This window comes from Niallia sp. FSL M8-0099 (assembly GCF_038006945.1).
GTDB classification, from domain to species: Bacteria; Bacillota; Bacilli; order Bacillales; family Cytobacillaceae; genus Niallia; species Niallia circulans.
The window spans coordinates 716,944-740,777 of the sequence record NZ_JBBOWF010000002.1; the positions used below are offsets into that span (position 1 = coordinate 716,944).

General features: G+C 35.9%; 20 protein-coding genes. 7 read left to right on the top strand and 13 right to left on the bottom strand.

Features of this window, described 5'->3' with window-relative positions:
- Nucleotides 1-40: 40 nt before the first annotated feature.
- From NSQ92_RS18285 to NSQ92_RS18305, 5 genes are all read right to left on the bottom strand, one after another.
- Complete coding sequence (locus NSQ92_RS18285) at nucleotides 41-901, bottom strand: hypothetical protein (protein ID WP_047943625.1); 861 nt, start codon at nucleotides 899-901, stop codon at nucleotides 41-43.
- Between the two features lie 207 nt (nucleotides 902-1,108).
- Nucleotides 1,109-2,464: a polysaccharide pyruvyl transferase family protein gene (locus NSQ92_RS18290; protein WP_047943624.1), complete on the bottom strand. Its 1,356-nt coding sequence runs from the start codon at nucleotides 2,462-2,464 to the stop codon at nucleotides 1,109-1,111.
- 272 nt (nucleotides 2,465-2,736) lie between these two features.
- Nucleotides 2,737-4,071, bottom strand: a complete 1,335-nt coding sequence (locus NSQ92_RS18295) for a polysaccharide pyruvyl transferase family protein (protein WP_341153044.1) — start codon at nucleotides 4,069-4,071, stop codon at nucleotides 2,737-2,739.
- A gap of 457 nt (nucleotides 4,072-4,528) precedes the next feature.
- Nucleotides 4,529-5,719, bottom strand: a complete 1,191-nt coding sequence (locus NSQ92_RS18300; RefSeq protein ID WP_095258414.1) for a MalY/PatB family protein — start codon at nucleotides 5,717-5,719, stop codon at nucleotides 4,529-4,531.
- 165 nt (nucleotides 5,720-5,884) lie between these two features.
- Nucleotides 5,885-7,159 (bottom strand): ATP-binding protein, encoded by a 1,275-nt coding sequence (locus NSQ92_RS18305; RefSeq protein WP_144544665.1) that lies wholly within the window; start codon nucleotides 7,157-7,159, stop codon nucleotides 5,885-5,887.
- Between the two features lie 186 nt (nucleotides 7,160-7,345).
- Here NSQ92_RS18305 and NSQ92_RS18310 point away from each other — a divergent pair, with 186 nt between their 5' ends.
- Both NSQ92_RS18310 and NSQ92_RS18315 read left to right on the top strand, forming a co-directional pair.
- Nucleotides 7,346-7,813, top strand: a complete 468-nt coding sequence (locus NSQ92_RS18310; protein WP_144544663.1) for a hypothetical protein — start codon at nucleotides 7,346-7,348, stop codon at nucleotides 7,811-7,813.
- A gap of 51 nt (nucleotides 7,814-7,864) precedes the next feature.
- The gene (locus NSQ92_RS18315) at nucleotides 7,865-9,106 is read left to right on the top strand and encodes an MFS transporter (RefSeq protein WP_144544661.1); all 1,242 of its coding nucleotides are present in this window, start codon (nucleotides 7,865-7,867) and stop codon (nucleotides 9,104-9,106) included.
- 13 nt (nucleotides 9,107-9,119) lie between these two features.
- On the opposite strand, the gene NSQ92_RS18320 is transcribed toward NSQ92_RS18315, so the two are convergent.
- Complete coding sequence (locus NSQ92_RS18320) at nucleotides 9,120-9,392, bottom strand: hypothetical protein (protein ID WP_144544659.1); 273 nt, start codon at nucleotides 9,390-9,392, stop codon at nucleotides 9,120-9,122.
- A 147-nt stretch (nucleotides 9,393-9,539) separates the two neighbouring features.
- Nucleotides 9,540-10,211 (bottom strand): YdeI/OmpD-associated family protein, encoded by a 672-nt coding sequence (locus NSQ92_RS18325; RefSeq protein ID WP_144544657.1) that lies wholly within the window; start codon nucleotides 10,209-10,211, stop codon nucleotides 9,540-9,542.
- Between the two features lie 329 nt (nucleotides 10,212-10,540).
- On the opposite strand from NSQ92_RS18325, the gene NSQ92_RS18330 reads away from it, so the two are divergent.
- Complete coding sequence (locus NSQ92_RS18330; protein WP_123258284.1) at nucleotides 10,541-11,263, top strand: 3-ketoacyl-ACP reductase; 723 nt, start codon at nucleotides 10,541-10,543, stop codon at nucleotides 11,261-11,263.
- Nucleotides 11,264-11,334: 71 nt separating this feature from the next.
- Here NSQ92_RS18330 and NSQ92_RS18335 read toward each other — a convergent pair whose 3' ends face one another.
- Nucleotides 11,335-12,159, bottom strand: coding sequence for an aldo/keto reductase (locus tag NSQ92_RS18335; protein WP_047943869.1), 825 nt, complete (start codon nucleotides 12,157-12,159; stop codon nucleotides 11,335-11,337).
- 220 nt (nucleotides 12,160-12,379) lie between these two features.
- Between NSQ92_RS18335 and NSQ92_RS18340 the strand changes: the two genes are divergently transcribed.
- Nucleotides 12,380-14,140, top strand: coding sequence for a flavocytochrome c (locus NSQ92_RS18340; protein ID WP_341153045.1), 1,761 nt, complete (start codon nucleotides 12,380-12,382; stop codon nucleotides 14,138-14,140).
- Between the two features lie 52 nt (nucleotides 14,141-14,192).
- On the opposite strand, the gene NSQ92_RS18345 is transcribed toward NSQ92_RS18340, so the two are convergent.
- Nucleotides 14,193-14,807, bottom strand: coding sequence for a nitroreductase family protein (locus NSQ92_RS18345; RefSeq protein WP_341153046.1), 615 nt, complete (start codon nucleotides 14,805-14,807; stop codon nucleotides 14,193-14,195).
- 389 nt (nucleotides 14,808-15,196) lie between these two features.
- On the opposite strand from NSQ92_RS18345, the gene NSQ92_RS18350 reads away from it, so the two are divergent.
- On the top strand, nucleotides 15,197-16,627 hold the full coding sequence (locus NSQ92_RS18350) for an amino acid carrier protein (RefSeq protein WP_144544651.1): 1,431 nt from the start codon (nucleotides 15,197-15,199) through the stop codon (nucleotides 16,625-16,627).
- A gap of 171 nt (nucleotides 16,628-16,798) precedes the next feature.
- Nucleotides 16,799-16,930 carry a hypothetical protein gene (locus tag NSQ92_RS18355; protein ID WP_321198261.1) on the top strand — a complete coding sequence of 44 codons (132 nt, stop codon included), beginning with the start codon at nucleotides 16,799-16,801 and terminating at the stop codon, nucleotides 16,928-16,930.
- Nucleotides 16,931-17,024: 94 nt separating this feature from the next.
- Here NSQ92_RS18355 and NSQ92_RS18360 read toward each other — a convergent pair whose 3' ends face one another.
- Together NSQ92_RS18360 and NSQ92_RS18365 are read right to left on the bottom strand one after the other, a co-directional pair.
- Nucleotides 17,025-20,153 (bottom strand): alpha-mannosidase, encoded by a 3,129-nt coding sequence (locus tag NSQ92_RS18360; protein ID WP_341153047.1) that lies wholly within the window; start codon nucleotides 20,151-20,153, stop codon nucleotides 17,025-17,027.
- Nucleotides 20,154-20,400: 247 nt separating this feature from the next.
- Nucleotides 20,401-21,744, bottom strand: coding sequence for a UDP-glucose dehydrogenase family protein (locus NSQ92_RS18365; RefSeq protein WP_171509994.1), 1,344 nt, complete (start codon nucleotides 21,742-21,744; stop codon nucleotides 20,401-20,403).
- A 202-nt stretch (nucleotides 21,745-21,946) separates the two neighbouring features.
- Between NSQ92_RS18365 and NSQ92_RS18370 the strand changes: the two genes are divergently transcribed.
- Nucleotides 21,947-22,258 carry a hypothetical protein gene (locus NSQ92_RS18370; protein ID WP_095329869.1) on the top strand — a complete coding sequence of 104 codons (312 nt, stop codon included), beginning with the start codon at nucleotides 21,947-21,949 and terminating at the stop codon, nucleotides 22,256-22,258.
- Between the two features lie 215 nt (nucleotides 22,259-22,473).
- On the opposite strand, the gene NSQ92_RS18375 is transcribed toward NSQ92_RS18370, so the two are convergent.
- The gene (locus NSQ92_RS18375; protein WP_341153297.1) at nucleotides 22,474-23,325 is read right to left on the bottom strand and encodes an HAD family hydrolase; all 852 of its coding nucleotides are present in this window, start codon (nucleotides 23,323-23,325) and stop codon (nucleotides 22,474-22,476) included.
- A 242-nt stretch (nucleotides 23,326-23,567) separates the two neighbouring features.
- Nucleotides 23,568-23,693, bottom strand: coding sequence for a hypothetical protein (locus NSQ92_RS18380; protein ID WP_328004416.1), 126 nt, complete (start codon nucleotides 23,691-23,693; stop codon nucleotides 23,568-23,570).
- Nucleotides 23,694-23,834 lie beyond the last annotated feature (141 nt).

The following is a 23,834-nucleotide window of genomic DNA, read 5'->3' on the forward strand; positions in this document are numbered from 1 at the left end:
AAAAAGGGAATCAGACAAACAATAGCCTGATTCCCTTTTTTTAGTTTGCTTCTTGGTTCCAGCCAAAAAGTTCATCATCTCGCTGTTCGGATTCTAAAATGGCATGATGAAAGGCTTTAAAATCAATTGGCTGATCTTTTTTCTCCGTAATCGCCTTAATATATTCACCAATCTTCACCTTATTCTCCGGTGAAACTTGCCCAAATGGAATTTCTGCCGATCTGCCATAGTAAACATCAGCTGTTTTCGTCGCTAACCTTACTTTCTTGCTATTAATTAAATAACGGGAATTAGGAATCGTATAAACAGTCTCCCAATCACTTTCTGTTTCCAACTGAATTTTTGAGAGATGTTCTCCTGCAACTGAAATTAGGATTACATCAGGCTGTAAGTATTCAATAAGATCATGCCATAATTTCACGCCTTCTGCTTGAAGGTCTTTCTTTGCTTCTTTGCTTAAACTATCCCAGGTAGGATTAGTTGCAAGCGGTGAGCAAATATCTGTATGCAATGCCGTATTTTCTTTGTTACCATAAAAGCTTGCATTCATTCCATTCAATAACGGTTCAAAAGAAGGCTCATACCATGCTTTATATGGGTCTTTTTCAAAATACTGGTCAAGTGCAGTAATGTACTGTTGATTGAATTGATAGTGATGGTCTCGTTTCATCGATTGAAACCTTTGGAAAGGGTCAGGGTCAGGGAAATCACGTCTAGACGGATTTAGACCTACAGTAATGATGCGGATAGGGGATTCAAAATATTTCTTACTATTACCAAAATACATAATTGGCATCGAGGGCTTTACAATATATGTCCTCTCTTTCTTACTTTCATACATTTCCCAATACTTTTTAATTAGTTCGGTTTGTACTGCCTGTTGAATAACAATAAAAATCATCCTTTCAATTTAGTAAAAAATAATAGCAAGTCCACTAAAAAGGGACTTCCTTCCTCTCTATTATATATTATCCTTAGGCTATTGGTAAAGAATACGTCATCTTTTATAAAAAATCTTTTTAAAGGATTCCGTAACAAAATATAACTATTAGAAAGGGAAGAGAAAACACTTTCTAATAGTTATATCCTTCTTCTCTTGAGATTTTAATTACTTACTGCCTACCTTGGATAATCGCTTAAATACCTGCTCCTTTTTCTTGAAAATCCTTTCCATAACCATTGCTACTAAATTTTCTTTCGTCATTAAAACTTTGCTTCCATTTTTTTGACTATTTTCTAATGGATAGTATCTCTCCCATCGTTCCACCATTTCCTCTAAGCTACATCCGCTTACTGGTTTCACTGGTGGTTGGAGCTGAATATCTGCTAGCTTCTGATCTAACGGTACAGTGGAGGGTGTTACTGTGTTTATATATATATGCTCTAATTGATTCTTATTAAGAAAATCAATAAAGTGGTCAAAATTCCTACCTTGTACTTTAACAGGAGACTGAAAATCGCTTTTCTCTATTATTTCTAATAAACTAGTCTTACCCGTTATTTTATTTGCCATTAGATTGGTTAATTGATGGTATTCTGCTAATTCTCTCATTCGGGCATCCTTCGGAATAATTAAACTAGGTGTGCCCGCAATGGTAGCTGCAATATTTCCATGGAGACGGGCACCAAAGCTTAAATCAGCATCTTTCATAAACTCTAACCATGTGGGTACATTTAAAAAGAATCGAACTCTATTATTCATATATACAGGGTCTGACATTTTTATTGGATATTTTTTGCTTATTTCTGCAATGGAGGGTGCTCCTAAATACGTTAATTTCAATTCTTTTAACCATTGAGGAATAAAATAGTGATTCGGATATTCGGCCATACCTCTAGCGATGAAGTCTAATACTTTCTTTTGGGAACGACGGGAGGAGTTAACGCAGATTTTTGACTCCTTCGTTACGCGCGTATTCCGTATAGATAATTCTCTACCAAACGTATACATCGATGGACAGCCAATTACTACATGATCTATTCCTTCACGAAATCCTAAACGAGTTAAATATTTTGCCGTAATTTCTCCTCGAACTCCAATAATAGAAGATTTTTTTAATACGGCCTTAACAAAATTCTTTACATCTTTATCAAAGGGAAATCCTTCGTTTAACTTTGGTTCAAAGGGAGCCCTTAAGCCAACGCCAATGACGACAACGGGAATTTTCAATTTATTAATCAGCTTCGTATATCTTCGTAAAGATGGAATAAATTCATTTCGAAAGGCATCTGCTAAGGGGATGATATAGCAATCATAATTCTCGTTTATTTCATCTGCTCTATCTGGGCCATATGTATAATAATCTGGTGTAATAATTGTATCTTTAGTCATCAATGTCCGAAATACACTGTATTGATAGATTAGATTTCCGATATTCCCACCAAATGTATTGTCCATTATCATTTTTGCTGCATCAAAAGGTTCTAAAGGTGACATACCTGCTCTTATTAATATTTTTTTCATCATGCTTCTTCCCTATCATGTTTTTTTCAACACTTTTTCTTGATTTAACCTTAGTCTTCATGAAATCAGCTTTTTTCATATTTTTGACAGGATGAATAGCTTTTAAACCTAATACTTATACATAATCCACTGCTGCTAGAATGATAAAAAGCACCTTTATGGAGCTTGGTGCTTTTTTACATTTTTATATAAGCAAGCGATTCAGGGAAGATTATCCTTATTCCTTGCCCCTTTTTTATAAGAGAAAAGTGCATGCTTCCTTTCATTCTCCATTAATTAAATACGTTTGCAGCTTTTAAGACTAGTTTGACAGATTTTCGATTTAATTGCCCTTCTAGCTTTTTAATTTTCTTTTTCAACTCCACGATTTGTGGAGCTTCTTCTGAATGGAAATTATGCCATCTTGCAACTGCTTCTTCTATACTGCATACACTTATTGGCACTTCTATTGGCTTTAATTGTACATCCGCCAATCTTTCTTCTAATGGTATTCGTTCAGGATGATTTGTGTCTTTATAAATATGATCTATTTTATTTTTATTTAAGAAATCAATATAATGATCGAAATTTTCACCTTGTCGCTTTGCAGGCTGTTGGAAGTCTACCTGCTCAATCAAATCCGATAATCTTGTTTTCTCATTAATTTCCTTTGCCATTACATATGTAAGTTGATGGTATTCTGCCAATTCTCTCATCCGAGCATCTTTTGGAATAATAATGCTCGGTGTTCCAGAGATTGTTGCTGTTATGTTTCCATGTAATCTTGCTCCGAAGCTCAAATCTGCTTGGCTTATAAAATCAAACCAAGTTGGAGCATTCAGAGGGAAACGAACTCTATTATTCTTATAGGCTTGATCAGAAATTTTCACCGGATAGTTTGTGCTGTCTTTTGCTATTGCAGGCGCACCTAAATACACTAATTTTAATTCTTTAAGCCACTGTGGAATAAAATAATAATTCGGAAACTCTTCCATCCCTCTTGTAATGAAATCAAGGACATTTTTTGGAGAGATTCGAGAGGAATTCACACAGACCATTGACTCTTTCGTTATAGTTGTTTCTCGAATGTTCAATTCTCGACCAAAGGTATACATGGAAGGACAGCCAATAACTGTATGGTCTACTCCTTCTTTAAACCCTAATCCAGTTAAATATTTTGATGTAATTTCACCACGTAACCCAATGATTGTTGACTTTTCTAAAACAGCCTTAATGAATGCTCTTACATCCTCATCGAATGGAAAACCTTCATTTAATTTTGGCTCAAAAGGAGCACGCAGTCCTACTCCAATGACATAGACTGGAATCTTTAATCTTTTGATTAACTCTGTGTATTTTCGTAAAGTCGGTACAAATTCCTTTCGAAATGCATCTGCCAAGGGAATGACATAACAATCATACTCTTCATTGATTTCATCTGCTCTTGATGGATCATAATCATAGTAATCTGGCGTAATGTTTGTATCCTCCGTCATTAATGTACGGTAAACACTATATTGGTAAATTAGGTTTCCAACATTTCCTCCAATCGAATTGTTGTTTAGTATGAATGATGCATCAAAAATATCAAGTGGTGACATCCCTGATCTAATCAATATATTCTTCATTTTCCTAACCCTTTCTGTAACCACAAATTAAAAAATATGGAATTTAATTATGAGCCTATCATAAAAATTCTATATTTCTGATTCAACTGAAAGCCCTGTTTTACTCCAAAAATTTGTATTGCCACATCTTACAATGACTACTAACCTATTCAAGTTAAATATCTAATATCATCATTGGCACTTTTTTAAATTCTATACAGCAGTAACATTAATAAATGATTAATAATAATGAATCATTATCAAAATACTAGGTTCTTTTGTTAAAAATCAAAAGAAATAATACTAACCGATTATTTCTTACCCTTTCCTATGCCTAACAAAACTTTACAATATAGTCCAAACAAAAAAGAATCTGATTAGAAAAGAAACATTTTTTCACTTAAGGTTAAAGTAGTTGCTCTTCCCTGCAGTTGAAATATATCTTTTCTTCATTAGATTCTTTAGTCAAAACGGATCTTTATATTAAATCAGCGAACTCTCTTGCAATTCTTTCTATAGCTTCTTTTATAATCGGTCTTGGGGAAGGAATACAAATTCGTTGATGATTAATTCCTTCTTCTCCAAACATACTGCCATCTTCTAGTAAAACATTGGCTCTATGATAAATACGCTCATGTACTTCTTCTGGTGTTATTCCATATCCGCTGAAGTCCATCCACATGATATAGGTTCCTTCTGGTATTGTCACTTTCACTTTTGGCATATGTTCATCGATGTAGGCTTTTACCCATTCCATGGTTCCGTCAATATATTCCTTCAATTCCTCCAGCCATTCTTCTCCTTCCTTATAAACCGCAATAAGCGCAGAAATTGTAAAAGGAGATGCCAATTGGTGACCCATTTCCTTATTAAACGCATTGCGCAGCTTCACATTTGGAATGATTAAATTAGTGCAGTGAAGTCCTGCCACATTAAAAGTTTTATTAATTGCCGTACATGTAATCAAATGATCCTGATTATCTGCAACCATCGCAATTGGAGTAAATTTCTGTGTACGTCTAATTAAATCACCATGAATTTCATCTGCAATAATTAACACATTATGTTTTACACAAATCTCATTTAAACGACTTAGTTCTTCTACTGTAAAAATGCGACCAGTTGGATTATGGGGGTTACAAAGAATAAACAGCTTCGTTGATTCTTCCTTTGCTTTCTCTTCAAAATCAGCAAAATCGATGGTATAATACCCTTCTTCGTCTTGAAGTAACGCATTATTCCGAACCACTCTGCCATTTCCTTCAATTGCCGAAGTAAACGGCGGATAAACTGGGCGTTGAATAATTACACCATCGCCAGCTTCTGTAAAAGCACGCACTGCCATATTAATTGCATGAACTGTTCCTGGACTATAGACAATAGATTCTCTATCTATCTCCCAATTATGTCTTTTTTTAAACCAATGCTGAATTGCTTCATAGTACTCATCAGGAAAAATAGAATAGCCATATATGCGATTATCAACCGTTTTATGTAATGCATCTACTAATGCTTGTGGTACAGGCAAATCCATATCTGCTGTAAATAAGGGGATTGTCTCTTCATCATATCGCTCTGTAAGTCCCATCTCCTTAATAATTTTTCCACCGTCCCATTTAATCGAATAAGTATTTCGTCGATTTACCACTTCATCAAAGTTATTAATCACTACATCCACCATCCTTTTGCTATTTTGAAGTCATTATAACATGGAGCGTTAGAAAAAAACTCGACTGGAATCTTTAACATCTACAGTTTTCCCTTTTCAGTCAAACTTACTTCCTTTATCTAAATAAACCCCCACTAATTTTGCGGAGGTTTACATCTGCTTTTATTATCCTTGAGAAACTGTACCAAGTAATGTATCTTGTGTAGCTGCCGGAAAGACGATGATTGCCTTTGTTCCTTTGTTTAATTCGCTTTGGAAGCTCAAACTGCCATTATGACTTTCAATGATTTTGAAACAGGTCATTAAACCAAGACCAGTCCCTTTTTCCTTCGTTGTAAAAAATGGTTCACCTAATGTTCCTAATCTCTCGTCCGGAATACCTACTCCCTGATCCATAATTTCTATCGAAATATTACCATCCTGGAGAGACGTACCCTTAATAGAAATATATCCACCCTGTGGCATAGCTTCTATAGCATTTTGTAGTAAGTTTATAAATACTTGTTTTAGGCGTTTTTCCTCACATAAAATCATTGGAATGTCCCATTCGTATACTTCTTTGATCTGAATATTATGTAAGCTTAATTGAGTATGTATTAATGTAACAACGTCTTTAATAATATTACGAATATCTTTAACTAAAAAAACATCCGCCGTAGGTTTAGCGAGAAAAAGCAACTCGCCGACAATCCCATTAATTCTTTCTATCTCTGACAATACGATTTCAAAATATTTATTTTGGGGATTTTCTGCCTTCGCTAGCTGAATAAAGCCTTTAATCGAGGTTAATGGATTTCTAATTTCATGGGCAATTCCTGCAGACATCTCTCCCAAAATCGCTAATTTTTCTGACTTCTGGAGCAAATGCATCGTTTGCTCTTTACTAGCTGTTATATCTTTTCCAATCGATAATATCACATCTTCACCATTTAACTTTATCGCTAAACAGGAGGCCTCATAGAAAAAATCATTTCCAGCAACACGTTTCATTTTATATTCAATAGGAGAGAGCGGTTTCTTTTTCTCTAAGGCAATATTCAGCCGCATTTTCCACCGTTCCATATAGTCTGCTGCGACAAACTCTCCAAATGATCGATCAATTAAGTCTTGGCCGCTAGATGCTCCCATCATTCTAACAGCAGCATGATTGACATAGACTAACTTGTTTTCTCTTAAGGATTGAATAAATATGGATTCAGGTAATGAATCCATTAGAAGTCGATAGCTTTTTTCACTATCCTTGGCTTTCTTCTCATAATATTTGGACAGATCATACCTCCAGCCAACAATCCACGCTAAGATCGTAAACAGAAAAAAGTCAATATCGAGAAATGGTTCGTGCTTTATAACAAATTGATAAGTAGTAAATAATATAGAGATCGTTACTAATGTAATTTGTCCCCATTTTTTCATTTGCCTATTACGATTCCAAAGCAGCATAGACATTGCCCCTTCAAAGTATAATATTTCTATATACGTTCGTCTTAATGAACATCTTATCTTCTATCTTACCATTTTTTAACTTGAAGCGCAGTTGCTATTGATAGAATAATTGATTCCTTGTTTTATTATTTTCCATCCTCCAGTATAATCTAATGAAAGGAAACATTAAAAGGGAGGGACACAATGGTAGATTTTTTTAAAATTATCGCGGAAATTGTTAATATTCTTCATGATATTATTATGGATGCTGCTGCTATTCTTGGTTGGCAAGCCACTGACAAAGATTTGCATTTATGGATTATTGGCCTTATCGGAATTATTTCATTCTTTATTGTTCAATTTATTTTTAAACGGTTAGCCGCTTGGAGTATCAAGAGTATTTCTTTTATTTATACATTTACACTTATTCTCGTATTAGTATTTGCCATTGAAATCCAGCAAGGAATTACAGGACGGGGAAATATGGAGTTCGCAGATGCTGTGGCCGGGATTAACGGGTTTCTTCTTTTCTTTGGGATCTATCTAGTTATTACTCTATTGTTTAAAGGGATTAAAAAAATCCTTCGCAAAAAAAGTAATCATGTGGACACCCATAATCATTCAAACAAAGATAGCAATCTTCCATCTCGCCAATCACGCTATCATAAATAATAGTCTTCATAACTCATTAGTTACATTTTTGAAGATAAAGGAAGGATACCTATGAATCGCTTGAACGCTTTTAGTAAGAAACATTCTAAAATTAATTATTCTGTTTTACTTGCTATTATTTTTGGCGGGTTCCTCATTTTCGGATTATCAGAGAACGTTAAAGGACCCGCTATCCCTATCATTCAAGCAGATTTTCTTTTAAGTGAGTCACAAATAGGATTTTTGCTTGCTATCAATTCACTTGGCTATTTAATTGCTTGTACCTTTACTGCCGCTTTAGCCAATAAAATTGGCATCAAATGGACTGGAATTGTTGCTTTCGCCGCAATGGCTCTTTCAGGTATTTGTCTTTATTTCTCCGAAAAATATTTCACCCTTTCTTCCTCCTATTTCCTTTTATATATTGGAAATGGGATGCTTGAAATCGGACTGGGGATAATGGCAGCACGAATTTTCACAAAGAATACGGGATTTATGATGAATCTCGCTCATTTTTTCTATGGACTAAGCTCAATGGTTGCACCTATTATTGCCTCTTGGATGATGAAATGGACAATCGCAGGCGAAGAATTAAGCTGGCGAGGAATGTACTTCATTGTGCTGCTTTTAGCCATTCTCCCTATCATCCCTTCTATCTTCGGCAAATTTCCAGAAGAGGAAACTAGTGATGACGATTCAGTGTCATATCGATTTTTACTTCGCGATCCAGTTGCATGGCTTATCGTCATGATACTTTCCTTCGGGGTGGTATCTGAATTGGCTGTCGGAGGCTGGTTAGTAAACTTTTTAATTAAAGCGTATTCATGGAATGTGGAAACAGCTTCTGGTATGTTATCTATGTTTTTTCTCTTCTTTATGCTTTCACGGCTAATTCTTGGCCCACTAACAGATAAAATCGGCTATACACTCTCCATCATGATCTTTGCTGCCTTTTCCGGCATTTGCAGTTTTGCTGCCATTATCATCGGCGAAAAAGGTGCGATTCTTTTCGCTATCGCCGGAATAGGAATTGCCCCCATTTACCCGACTGTAATGGCATTGCTTGCCAAAAGGTATCCGAAAGGAACGGGTACAGCCATAACCTTTACTGTTACTCTAATGGGAATTGCCAGTGTGTTCGGGAACCTGCTAATTGGAGTCATAATTGATGGGATAAATCGTTTGTTTTATACAAGCAATGGTGTCATTGGACAACAGGCAGGCTATGGATTTATCGCATTATTATCGTTGCTTTGCTCCATTTGCTGTATCATTTTATATTATTATTTACGTAAAAGGCAGGAAGTTATTTAATTGCTACTGCCTCCTATTTAATCTTTAGATAGATAGATTTTATCGATATGGTTGTCAAGATAAGCAGCAATAAGAGGATGCAGCATCCAATATAAAAGAGTACATCAGGATAATACTTCCATTGATAAAAGTAATAAATAGATACTCCTATTAACACTATAAGAAATAATTCAAAAAGAAATGCAGTAATCATAAAAGCAAAATAAGGATATATAATTCCTTTATGATTGACATTGGTCAAAGTTATGCCGTCCCAAAAGCGATCAGCTAGTCTAGCAAAAGGCATATAGTCCTCTCCTTCAAAAAAGATATATATTAATCTATGAATTTCCTTTGAAAGTCATGCTACACTTTTTGAAGAGAGAGTTTTAAAAAGGCGCTTTCCCAAAAGAAACACGCCTTTTTATTTAGTCAAACTGATAATAAAAAAATGCTATCCCTGCTCTTTTCGATAGGTATCTCTGCTTTTATAACCAGATTGAAGGATCATCTTCATTTCTGCTTTTCTTTTTTCTCTCGTTGCTTCTTGTTTTGCACTATAGACATATCTTGCCCATTCCTTTTGATAACCTGGTGTGAGAGATTGGTAAAAGGCTAATAGCTCGGGTGTATTTATTAAATCATCTTCGACAGCTTGAATTTTTTCTATATAATCATTGACACGCTGACTCGCTTTGGAGGAAGCATCCTTTGCTGTCCTTTTTTCCTCTTCTTTTAAACCTATCACGGTAAATACTTCATCCAATCCAACCATTCGTGCAAATTTTATTGTACTCGTTCCCACATATCCATCTGAATCCGTATCTAGCCCCTTAAACAATTCATCCCGATGAATATAAGTGGGATAGACTTTATTTCCTTTCTTTGGATATGCTAAAAAGATGTATCCCTTCTTGTTCAGCGAATCTGTTCGTATAATCTTATCAATCGTTTCTCGCATTGCAGCCATGTCTAGTACAAAGGCGAATATAGCATCATATTTATCTTGAAGCTCTGTATCATATGCTTCCAATTCTCCAAAGTAATTCGATTCATTTGGTTGATTTAGAATCGCCATTTTTTTGTATTTTTTTAAATTTAATTTATCGACAATTGTTTTTACCATAGGACTCTCCTTCTTATTCATTTAAGTATTTTATTTAAATAGTTTAACAATATACTACTTATCTGTCTTACTCTTTCAAAAATAATAAATACCGATGGAGTTTATTTATTTCTAGCAGGTATATTTTTCGCCAGAAAAAAGATAATAAACAGGATATTAAGCAAAATTTGTTCGATGGCAAGAACCATTCCAATTGGAGAAAAGAAAAATTATATGAATGATAGATAATAAATCTTTTCTCTAAGCGGCTTTCTTGCTAATACCTGCAGAAAATCTTAAAATAGACAAAGTATTATTTACTGAACAATGATTGGAAGGAGTTGCTTTTAATGGCACAATCTTTAAAAGGAAAAGTAGCTTTCATTACGGGAGCTGGAAGAGGGATAGGAAAAGCAGTAGCAGTTGCACTAGCAAATGAAGGTGTAAATATTGGTTTACTTGCTCGTACAGAAGGCGCATTACAAGAAGTAGCCAAAGAAGTGGAAGCACTTGGCGTAAAAGCTGCTTATGCAACAGTTGATGTATCCTCTTTAGAAGAAGTAGAACAAGCAATTTCTACTTTAACAAACGAACTAGGGAAAGCAGATATTTTAATCAATAATGCTGGAATTGGTAAATTCCAATCTCTTTTAGATATGGACCCAGAAGAATGGAAACAAATCATCGACGTAAATTTAATGGGACCATATTATGTAACAAAGGCAGTTTTACCACAATTAATCGAAAAAAATGGCGGAGATATTATCAATATTTCTTCTACAAATGGCTTAAATGGCGCTGCTACTTCCAGTGCATACAGTGCTTCTAAATTCGGTTTAATCGGAATGACAGAATCATTAGCACAAGAAGTACGCAGAAATAATATTCGTGTTACTTCCTTAACACCAAGTACAGTTGCAACAGAGCTTGCTGTTAAAACAGATTTAATCAAAGGTGATGCAGAGAAATACATGCAGCCAGAGGATATCGCAGAACTGATTGTTTCTCAATTAAAGCTGCATCCAAGAATCTATGTAAAAACAGCTACAGTACTAGGAACAAACCCGTTCTAATACCAATAGATATAACTGGAAAAGGGAATAGTGCTGCTATATTTAATAGCAGCATTATTCCCTTTCTTTCCTTATCGGTTATTCATCTCATTTGGGTGTGGACCTTTTCTTCTATTGCGGTTTAGCTCATTAATTTGTTTCATTTCTTCCTCTGTTAATTCAAAATCAAACACATGGAAATTTTCTTCAATGCGAGATGGTGTCACTGATTTCGGAATAACAATCGTATTATTTTGCAAATGCCAACGCAATACTACTTGTGCTGGTGACTTTTCTTTTGTTTCTGCAATTTGTGTGATGACTTCATCCTGAAGAACTTCTCCCCCTTGATCAAGCGGGCTCCAAGCTTCTACAAAAATATCATGCTTTGCGCAAAAGTCCTTTAATTCATTTTGCGCTAAATATGGATGACATTCTACCTGATTCAAAACAGGTTTAACCTCACATTCATTTAAAATGCGCTCTAAATGTTCAATTTCAAAGTTACAAACACCAATAGCCTTCACTCTGCCATCTTTATATAATTTTTCTAGTGCTCTATATGTATCCACATACTCATCAAATTGTGGGGTTGGCCAATGAATCAAATAAAGATCGACGTAATCAAGCCCTAATCTTTCTAAACTTTCATCGAATGCTCTTAGTGTATTCTCATAGCCCTGATCACTGTTCCATACTTTTGTTGTAATAAACAACTCTTCGCGTGGAATAGAAGATTCTTTAATTGCTTTTCCTACACCTGCTTCGTTTTGATATACCATCGCAGTATCAATGGAAGTATAGCCTACTTTAAAAGCAGTGCTGACAGCAACAGCCGCTTCTTCATCTGGAACCTGCCATACGCCAAACCCCAGTTGAGGCATTTTTAAGCCATTATTTAATGTAACAACATTCATCTTTCCACACTCCTTTTTCGAATTCTCTTTTAGTTTAGCGCGAATAGAAATAAATTACAAAAAGTACGATTTCCTTATCCTTTAAAGATTCACAAATTCTCCACATACTTATGAACTTATTTTGAACATTATTATTTTGATAGCTAGTAGTTGAGCATGTTCTTTATGATAGACATTGTGAAATAATGAACAATATATATATAGAGAGGGGAAAATTTTTATGAAAAGATCTTCTAGTATAGCATTTGTTCTTCTAGCTATATTTATGCTGATAATAGCAGGTTGTAGTAACAATACGAATACAGAAGAAAAAGCAAAGTTTAAAGCGGGAACATACGAAGGCATTTCCACTGGTCATGGAGGAGAAATTAAAGCTACAGTAACAGTTTCAAAAGATAAGATTGAGAAAATTGAAATCAGTGCAGACGGAGAAACAGGCAGTATTAGTGATGGGGCAACTACTCAATTAACCAATGATATTATCTCCTCACAAAGTTTAGCAGTGGATGTTGTATCAGGCGCAAGTGAATCTAGTAACGGAATTATTGAAGCTGTTACAAAGGCGTTAGAAAAGTCGGGAGCCGATATGAAAGCCTTAAAAGATGCTGCAAATAAAGTCATTGTAGAAGAGCAAAAGCAGGAAGACTTAGATGTTGATGTCGCTATAGTAGGTGCAGGTGGTGCAGGACTTGCAGCAGCCGTGAAGGCTAGCGAAGCTGGTAAGTCTGTTGTCATTTTAGAGCAAATGCCTATCATTGGTGGAAACACAAATAAAGCAACAGGTGGAATGAATGTGGCAGGCACCAAATACCAAGAAGCGGATGGAATTAAAGACGACAAACAAACATGGTTTGACGATACGATGAAAGGCGGCAAAAACTTAAATGATCCAAAACTGCTACAAACTCTAGTAGATAATGCTCCTGATGCACTGAAATGGCTAAATGATATGGGAGCAGGTTTAACAAAGGTAACATTATCTGGTGGGCAAACGAACCCAAGAATTCATCAGCCAGCAGATGGATCACCAGTTGGTCCTGTTATTGTAGAGGTTCTATCCAATAAATTAAAAAAATTAAATACTCCCATTTTATTAAATACTACAGCTGATAGTTTAATAAAAAAAGATGGAGCGATTGTAGGAGTAAAAGCTACCGATAAAAATAAGAATTCCTTCACGGTTAATGCAAAATCTGTTATTTTAGCAACAGGCGGTTTTGGAGCAAATGCTGAAATGGTTATTAAATACAATAAAGATCTGGAAGGTTTCTCAACAACAAATCATGCAGGAGCAACAGGATCAGGAATTGCTATGGCAGAAAAGGCTGGGGCTGATCTTGTAGATATGGATCAGATACAAATTCATCCAACAACCGATCCAGAAACAGGCTATTTATTTACAGAAGGATTACGCGGAGACGGAGCCATTTTAGTAAATAAAGAAGGAAAAAGATTTACCAATGAATTATTGACACGTGATGTTGTTTCGAAAAACATTTTGGCACAGACAGATAAAGTTGCATATCTCGTCGTAAACCAAGAAATGGCTGATGAAAATGCCTCATTAGCAGGATATATTAAAGATGGCTATGCTATAAAGGGAGAAACAATAGAAGCTTTAGGAAAGGCAGCAGGAATAGATAGCAGTACCATTGCTTCTACTTTAAAAAATTATACAAAATACGTTAAAAATAAAAAAGACGAAGAATTTGACAGGATCCATCTCACTCAAACATTAGAAGAAGGTCCATACTATATAATTCCCGTAACTCCAGGTATACATCATACTATGGGTGGATTAAAAATTGATACAAAAACTCATGTTTTAGATAAACAAGGAAATATCATTAAAGGACTGTATGCTGCAGGTGAAGTTACTGGCGGTGTTCATGGCGGAAATAGAATTGGTGGAAATGCTGTTGCTGACATCATCGTATTTGGCCGTATAGCTGGTGAAACCTCTGCAATCGAAACAAAATAACCAAAAATTGCCTTCTTTCTTTTTAGAATCAAGGCACTTTTTTCTCTCTCAATCAGTAAAATTTCGCAATTTTTTCTATCGGCATTCTGCTAGTATTAAAAGCTGGTGTAGCTGCTTTTCCTATTGCAATAAGGGTAATCGGAAATTGGTTTTCTGGTAACTCAAAACGTTTCGCAAATGCATCTTTATCAAAACCGCCCATTATAACGGTATCATACCCTCGTTCTTTTGCTAGCAGTAAAATCTGCATGGAAATTAAGCCTGCATCATAGCTAGCAATTTGTGCTAATGTTTGTTTTGGTTGATTGGGATATAAACTTAGCGTATTATTAACCGTTCTATCTGCAATAGATTGATCCATATAGCCAAGGGAAACATTTTTTTCATAGATTTCTTCAACATTTCTATAAGCTTCTGTATCTCCTAACACAGCAATAATCGCTGAGGAATCTTCTATTTGCGCTTGGTTATTGCCAATTTCTCTTAACTCTTTTTTTAGTTCCTGATCTTGAATCACAATAAATCTCCAAGACTGCAAATTACTAGAAGATGGTGCACTTGTTGCTAATGTTAAAATTTCTTCCAGTTCCTTTTTTTCTATTTTAAGAGATGAATCATACACTCTTACCGATTTACGGCTTTTCATTATTTCTTCTAAATGAGACATATTCTTCCTCCAACTAATTAGTTAATTGTTTTCAAGAACTAACTTACCATTAGTAAGTAAAAATTGTCAAAGATGATGATTTTATTCTTTTTCAATGGGATATAGGCTATTAATAAATGTTTTATTAACAAAATAATTTACTAACGCATACAGATAAAATTAGACGCTATACTGGTCCACAAAAACACCCATTTATCCTTAGTATCCGAAATTTTTTTAAAAAATTTAATTATTTAGTTAATTGGCTTCGATATTAGTAATAACAAGGGATACATATCATCCCAAAAATTCCCTTTTGTGTTTTTTGACAGTGATAATGGCCAATTTTATTTGACAGGACCAACATTTTTCGAGATAATCGAAACCATAAAATTTTGGGGAGGGGTTGCGTGAATATTATTGAAAAGTTAATCGCAAGTGGAAATACAGTACTGTGGGGGTATGTTTTGATAGTCGTCTTGCTCGGCCTCGGAATATATTTCACCATAGGATCTAAATTTGCACAAATCAGGCATGTAAAGGAAATGTTCCGCTTACTAAAGGTAAAAGAGAAGCCACCTGAACACACAGAGAAAAAACAAATTTCTTCTCTACAAGCATTTTTCGTAGGGGCAGGTACTCGAATTGGTACAGGCAATCTTGCAGGAGTAGCCATTGCCTTAGCAATTGGAGGACCTGGAGCAGTATTTTGGATGTGGATGGTAGCTATTCTCGGCAGCGCTAGCTCTTTTGTAGAGAATACGCTAGCGCAAATTTATAAGGCAAAAGACAACGGACGGTTCAAAGGTGGTCCTGCCTACTATATGAAAAAACAACTGAACAAAAAGTGGATGAGTGCACTTTTTGCTGTCATGATGATTCTTTCATATGGTACTACCTTCAATGCCGTACAGAGTAATACCATTGCAGTTGCATTAGAAAACTCATTTGGCATCAGTCCTGTCATTGCCGGAATTGCTTTAGTCATTCTCACAAGTTTAGTTGTATTTGGCGGTATTAAACGTATTGCTGATATTTCATCTCTTATCGTTCCCTTTATGGCCTTAGGCTATATTCTCCTTGCAGTCTTTGTAGTAATCACCAATATTACAGAGATTCCTCATGTTTTAGTATTAATTTTTAAAAGTGCATTCGGTATTGAACAGGTAGTGGGTGGCGGAATTGCTGCTGCTATTATGAATGGCGTGAAAAGAGGTCTATTCTCTAACGGAGCTGGAATTGGTGGAGATCCAATCGCTGCTGCAACAGCATCTGTATCCCACCCAGCAAAACAAGGGTTTATCCAGGCCCTCGGAGTGTTTTTTGACACTTTACTCGTTTGTTCTGCAACAGCGTTTATTATTCTTACCTCAGATGCGTATGGGTCAGGTTTAACAGGCATTGAATTATCACAAGCAGCAATGGCAGAGCATTTTGGTGCTTGGGGTGGAGTATTTCTCGGCATTGCCATATTTCTATTCGCCTTTACTTCCATCATTGGCTGCTACTACTACGGGGAAGCTAACCTGTCGTTTATTAGTAAAAGCAAGGGGTTCTTAATCTTCTATCGCGTAATAGCTCTAGGAATGGTGATGTTTGGTGCTGTAGCTAGTTTGCAAATTGTTTGGGATTTAGCTGACTTCACGATGGCAATCATGGCTCTTATTAATCTTGTTGCCATAGCAATTCTTGGGCCAATTGCCTTTAAAGCACTTGATCATTATATGAAACAACGAAAACTAGGAAAAGAACCTGTATTCTTTCGAGATGATATTAAGGGGCTTAGAGGAGTAGAAGCATGGCCTTTGCGAAAGAAAAAATCGATAAAACAAGTCATTTAAATATTAAAGATAAATAGACTAGGCTGTCAAAATTGGCAGCCTAGTTTTGATTCTCGGTTTTAAAGATTTATAGTTTAAATTCATTGCAAAAAGAAAGTTACTATCATAAGAATATATCTTTTCTCTTCCACATATTTTGTATTAATAACCCATATGTAAGGAGAGTAAGAGATGCCATCAAATAATAAATGGGAAGAAATACAGAAACTCTTGAATCAATGCCATTCTGATTTAAAGGAGATCCAAAAAGATCTAACAAAATTAGAGAATGCCTTAAAAATAAGGAAGAATGCTCTACATTAACACCATTTAGGTATCCTCACATGATAGATTAATAGAAAAGTAAAAAGCAGATCCTTAATTGTCGAGGCTAACAAGTGGGGTCTGCTTAAATCATTTAGATTTCCACTAAAAACGTTTTAACTTCATAAGGCTTTATGGCAAATGTTATTATTTCATTTTCTTGTTTCTCTCCATTTTTTTCTTCCAGAAGATTACATTCCTGCCATCCTTTTATAGGAGCATCTGAGGTTAATTCTACTGTTCCTCTTTTCCCCATAAATTCATGTAAACGAACAATGACTTTATCCTCATCCTCTGCCTTTTTCACTGCATCGATCAAGCAATGATCAGATGCTATTTGGAATAAAGAAAAATCTTGTGATTGTAGCTTTCCTGCCAAACTTTTTAATGGCTGATTTAAATCCCATGCCTCTTGGACTGTTCTCCCTTCTCTCCAATCACCCTGATGCGGCAGAAGAGAATAAGTAAATGTATGTGCTCCTTGATCTTGTAAATAATCTGGGTAAGTACCAGCCTTAATAAGGGACAGACGCATCACGGAATCTTTGATGTCATAGCCATATTTACAATCATTTAAAAGACTTATTCCATAACCTTGCTCCGATAAATCTGCCCATTGGTGTCCAACCGTTTCAAACTTCGCATAATCCCAGCTTGTATTCCAATGAGTTGGTCGTTGTACATTTCCAAACTGAATATCATAGGTTGCTTGCGTTGAACGAATTTCAACAGGAAATGCCACTTTTAATAGCTGATGCTGTTCATGCCAATCAACAGATGTCTTAAAGTCTATTCTAGGATTTTCAGCATAGAGAATTACCTCCTGTTCTATCTTCGAATGGTGATATGTCCACACAAATTTTATTACTGCTCGTAAGGAGTTGTTTTCAATTATTTCTATCTTCTCTAATGTAGAAATCTCTTTATGTTTTTCTTGATAAAAAATATCAATGTCCCAAGCTTCCCATCTTAATGGCTTATCTTCAAATACTTGCAGGACATTTCCTACCTGACTTTCTTTTAACACATTTCTTTGTGCCTTTTTATCAAATATACGAGTTAATTGTCCCTTTTCATTCCAAAGAATTTGATAAAAAGGTGTCTCTATTCCATTATTATTTATCACAAAAGCAGACTGCTTATTTGCACCTTGATTTTCAGACGATTTAAATAAAAGATTAGCTAATCCATGTGATGGAACGTCTTCCACTAATATAAGCCACTTTCCATTTACTTTTTCAACTTGCAGTACTTTTCCATTTTCTGATGACCATTCTCCCTCTTCTAGTCCAGGTTTAACTGGCACCTCCACCAATCCAGAACGTATCCATGACGAGTCATTTATCACGGTAAACTGATCAGAGACATCTGAATCGATTATTCTCGTTAATACTTGCTTTTGTGCTTTATAAGCCAGTCCTTCTGCTTCTTCATATTCTAATAGACTATCTTCATATACTTCACGAATCGAAGAACCTGGAATGATATCATGGAACTGATTGCGTAATAAAATCGTCCAGCCTTTATGCAGCTCTTCCTGCGGATAAATGGTCCAATCAGAGGATAATACACCAGCTAGAACACTAAGCAGTTCTGTCTCCCGGTATAATAATTCTTGTTTGCGATTGCTTCTTTTATTATAAGCTTGGCTGGTATAGGTTCCTCGATGAAATTCTAAATAGAGCTCTCCATCCCATGTATGAACATATTCATCTGTGGTCTTCACTTTTTCATGAAGGGCATCAAAATAATCGCCTGCTTTAGTTGATTTAACAGCAGGCAGACCAGGAATTCGGTCAAACCGTCTTCTCATTTCCAGCATATCCCGATTTACTCCCCCTCCGCCATCTCCATAGCCATAAGACAATAGTAAATCCTGCGTAATATTTTTATCCTTATAATTATCCCAAGCTCCCTGCACCACATCTGCCTGCATTTCTCCATTATAGTCATAAGCCCAGCCTCTGCTGTTCGGATATGGTGTGGTCACAAAGTGGGTCAAAATTTCTGTTCCATCAATGCCTCGCCATTGAAAGGTATCATGCGGCATTCGATTGTACTGATTCCAGCTAATCTTCGTCGTCATAAAAGTTTCTATTCCTGCTTGTTTAAGAATTTGCGGCAATGCCCAGCTATAGCCAAAGACATCTGGCAGCCATAGATACTTACTCGTTACCCCAAATTCCTCTTTCAAAAATCTCGTTCCATGCAGTAATTGCCGAACCAAAGATTCACCTGAAGGCAAATTACAATCAGGCTCCAGCCACATTCCGCCTTCTGGTTCCCATCTTCCTTCCGCTACTCTATCTTTCAGCTGGGCATAAATTTCCGGATAATCCTCTTTTAAATAGGCGTATAGCTGAGGCTGGGACTGCATAAATAAGTATTCTGGATATTTCTCCATTAAACGCAATACGGTGGAAAAGGAACGTGCCGCTTTTTCTCGAGTATGCTTCAAGCGCCATAACCAAGCAACATCAATATGGGTGTGGCCAATTGCATGAATCGTTACAGCTGCATGCTTGTCCATCTTTTCTAATGCTGCATTTAAATAGTTATTTGCCTTGTTAATAGATTGATAAAATAAATCCGATCCTGGTTCTGTCCAGTCTATTTCATAAAATGATCGATTTAATGCTGTTAGGATCGTCTGATACTCTGGTCTGTTTTCATCTAAAATATGTATGGTTTGGATCATTGCTTTGGCTGTATAGTATAAATCATCTGTTGCTTCGTCTAGCCAGGCAATCTCTGCCTTCTTTATCTTATGCTCCTGAATACGCGGCTTACCGCCACCCTCTAAGCCAGACCACAAACGAAAAATCAAGCTGACATTTGTGCCGCAATGTTCCTCTTTGAGAAAAACTTCCCGATGATTCGCATCTACACCTTGATAGATTTTCTTATTTACATACAAAAGAGACTCAAAGCCTGAATTCGTTCCACCATCTGTTATGCCAAAATCAAAATAGCCCAATACCTGTTTCCCTTTCCAGCTCATAGGGATTGCTACCTCTGTCTTTAACCAAGCATAATGATCCCTTCCTGCCCAATGATCTCCGACATGAATAGTAGCCCATTCCCCATTTTCTGGTGGTCTCGCACCAATCTCTCCTTCTTCATCTAATTGCATCGAAAAGGAGTCCAAGGAAATTGATTCTCGATAGCGATAATTTTCTAGTTCCTTGATTCGTGCATCCAATTTCTTTTCTGTCCAGAACATAAAAGCACTCCATATTAAGATAATTTTCAAAATTTCGATTATCTTTATTATCTAACAATAAGAGCTTTAGTCAATGCAAAAAAATAGTTTGGGGCGGAGATGGGGTTATCAAGCTGTTTGAATTCGCCACACTCCCTGTCCTAAATCATTTACATACGTGCTTATTCTTTATACAACAGACAAAAACCCTCCTTAGAAAGGAAGAGTTTTGTTTGTTGTTATTCTATTTCTCTTATTCCACACACCGTTATCTTCCTGCTGCTCTTCTAATCGGTTCAACCTCTATCTCTCTAACCTCTGGTCGGCCAATGGAGAAATAATTAATACCTGCCTTACTTGCTTCCTCTAGGGAAAAACAATTTCTTCCATCAAATATAAATGGTACGTTCATTTTGTTTTTTAAAATAGTTAAATCTATTGCTTTAATTTCAGCCCATTCTGTATAGATAAAGCAAAGATCTGCTCCCTCCAGCGCTTTCTCTGGTGTTTGTTCATAGACTACCTCTGTAGGAAAGTGCTTTTTAAAGTTATCTCCCCCTACTGGATCATAGACATGTACTTTTGCTCCTTCGCTTAATAATATGCGAACATTGGGAATAGAAGGAGCTTCACGCAAATCATCTGTTCCAGGCTTAAAGGTCAGCCCTAGTACTGCTACTTTCATTCCATTGAAAGAGGAAAATTCATTCCGCGCCTTTGAAATCAGCTTAAATTTTTGCTTCTCATTGACCTCAATTGCAGCTTTTACTGTCCGTAAAACATAGCCTTCTTCTTCTGCAAGCCAATGCAGGGCTTTCGTATCTTTTGGAAAACAAGAACCACCATACCCAATGCCTGGATTTAAAAATTTTTTCCCAATGCGCTCATCATAACTCATTCCACTTGTTACATCCTCAATATTCGCACCAACTGATTCACATAAATTAGCAATGTCATTGATAAAAGAAATCTTTAAAGCCAGAAAATCATTCGATGCGTATTTTACCATTTCTGCACTGCGACGATTCATTGTTAAAATCGGCTGTTGAAAAGGTTCATAAATAGAAGTTAAAATCTTCTTAGCCCTTTCGCTTTCTACCCCGATGACAATTCGTGAAGCATGCAGTGTATCTTTAATGGCACTTCCTTGGGCAAGAAATTCTGGATTAGAGGCAACCTCTATCGAAACTTTATGTTTTAAGTGATTTTTTATGTATGTTTCAACACGGTCATTCGTCCCGATGGGAACGGTAGATTTAATGACAATTAAACAATCACGCCTTACACTTTCGGCAATTTGCTTTGCTACTTGAAAAACATAGTTTAAGTTAGCAGACCCATCTTCATTTTCGGGCGTCCCAACCCCTATGAAAATAACATCTGATTGCGCATAGGCTTTGTTATAGTCAGTTGTAAAAGTTAATTTTCCGGCCTGTGAATTTTTTTCTATAAGTGTATCTAGCTCGGGTTCATAAATAGGCGAAATTCCTAGATTCAGAAGAACAATTTTCTCTTGCTCTTGATCTACACAAGTTACCTTGTGACCAACCTCTGCTAAACAAACTCCTGTCACTAAACCAACATATCCTGTACCTGCCACTGTGATATTCATTTTGACAAAACTCCTTATGTAAAAGATTACAAATTCGGAAGATTTAAATAGTAATATAGTTAGTATAATGGTTGATTATTTCATCTCTATTTAATCTTTTTATATTTTTGGTAAAGGAATGTAAATTTTCTAACTAATTTATAAGGAGAAAATAGGAAATTTATGCTAAACTATAGCTAAAATAGCAATGGAGGAAGGATCAGTGGTCATTATCTTACTATTTATATCTTTGTTGTTTTCTGCAGTCCTCTCTATTTTTACACTCACAAAAACACAGAAGAAATGGGTGGCACTATTCGTTGCGTTCTGTGGGAATAGCGTTGTGTTAGCAGGTTTAACATGGATTATATATATTTCTAATGAAGAAGTGAGATTATTTGGTTTTGGTCATTCGCCTCTATCCTTGCTGCCACTTTTCATTCCTGTTATTACATGGATTAACTACTTCATTCTTGAGCTAATTAAAAAGTTTTCCAACTGGTCTGACTCATCTTGGATGGATTCAAATAAATAGCTGACTTTTATTAAAATTGTAATCGAAGTATTTTAAGAAGAAAGAAAGCCAGCTTTTTAAAAGCTGGCTTTCTTTCTTCTTCTGTTTTATCACTTTGCTTTTTATTCCGTTTGTTTCCTTTACTATTATCCTCACTAATACTAGACTGATGTCCCTTAAGGAAGTTTTGATTTTTACTTACAATAACAAAGAATAAGTATGGTGAACCGTATCTGTTATTTGAATCGAGATGTTAAGAAATGACAAACGCCATCTTCATCACAGCTTAAATCTGTTACTTCTGCTGCCAATTCTTTAATATGGTCTGGAGCATTCTGCATAGCAACCGGCATAGAAACAAATTGAAGCATTTGGATATCGTTATCACTATCGCCAATTCCCATAGTCTCCTCTGCTGAAAGATTAAATCTTTCTAACATCTCTTTAATACCAGTGGCTTTATTTACGTTAGCAACCATTACTTCCACATTATGGGCGGACGAAGTAGATGCTGTAAAATCGATTTCTTTTCTTAAATCTTCTAACACCTGTTTCCATTGATTAATATGTTCTTTTGTTCGAGCAAAAAAATAGAACTTGGAAAACTCTTTTCCTTCAACCGTGTTCTTCCAAGCAATCTTTCTACTGATTGCTTCTTTTCGAGAAAGCCACTCATTAATACCTACGCTTTCTGGTTTCGGGTCTCTGATCTCTTGTATAACATACTCTTTATCCTGACTTAATGTCATTCGAGAGTCCCCATATGGAAATAACTCATAATATACTTTATTCTCTCTTGCCTTTTTAATAATGGTATCCACTAATTCTAAAGGTAGAGTATGCTGAAAAATAGGTTCCTTTCCTATGTAACCAGCCATGCCGTTAGAAGAAACATATCCATCCACTTCAAATCCTTCTGGCACGACAGATTCAATTTCATCAAAAGATCTCCCTGTAGCTATGAATACGAATAGACCATCCTTGCGTAGATCATCAATAATCTCCTTTGTCTTCACGCTTACCTGATTCTGATGATTTAAAATAGTACCATCCATATCTAGAAAAATAGCCTTTGGCTTTTGTAACAAAATAATTCCCCCTTTAACATTCTTCATTGGCAAGTATACACCTCGTTACGTTTTCCCTCAAATGCATTGTTTGTTTTCCTCGAAGGTGAGGAGAGATTAGCTGTTAACTCTTTTTAGCTCTTCGATGATTTTTGGTTTCAACTTTGCAATGAATGCTTTTTTGTTTGCATTTTCTTTCCTTTTTGGCTTTCATCTTGCTGATGAATGCCACTTTTTTTCACTTCTCCCTTCCGTTTCAGCTTTCATTTTGCTGATGAACGCCACTTTTTTCGCTTCTCCCTTCCATTTTGGCTTTCATCTTGGTAATGAACGCCACTTTTTTCGCTTCTCCCTTCTATTTTGGCTTTCATCTTGGTAATGAACGCCACTTTTTTCGCTTCTCCCTTCTATTTGGAGTACATCTTAGTTTTTCCATAGCGTTTTTCCTGCAATTCTCGATTTTTCACTTTCCTACCTTCTTCTGGAACGCAAAAAAAACTAGCATGTGCCTTTTAAATACACGCTAGTAA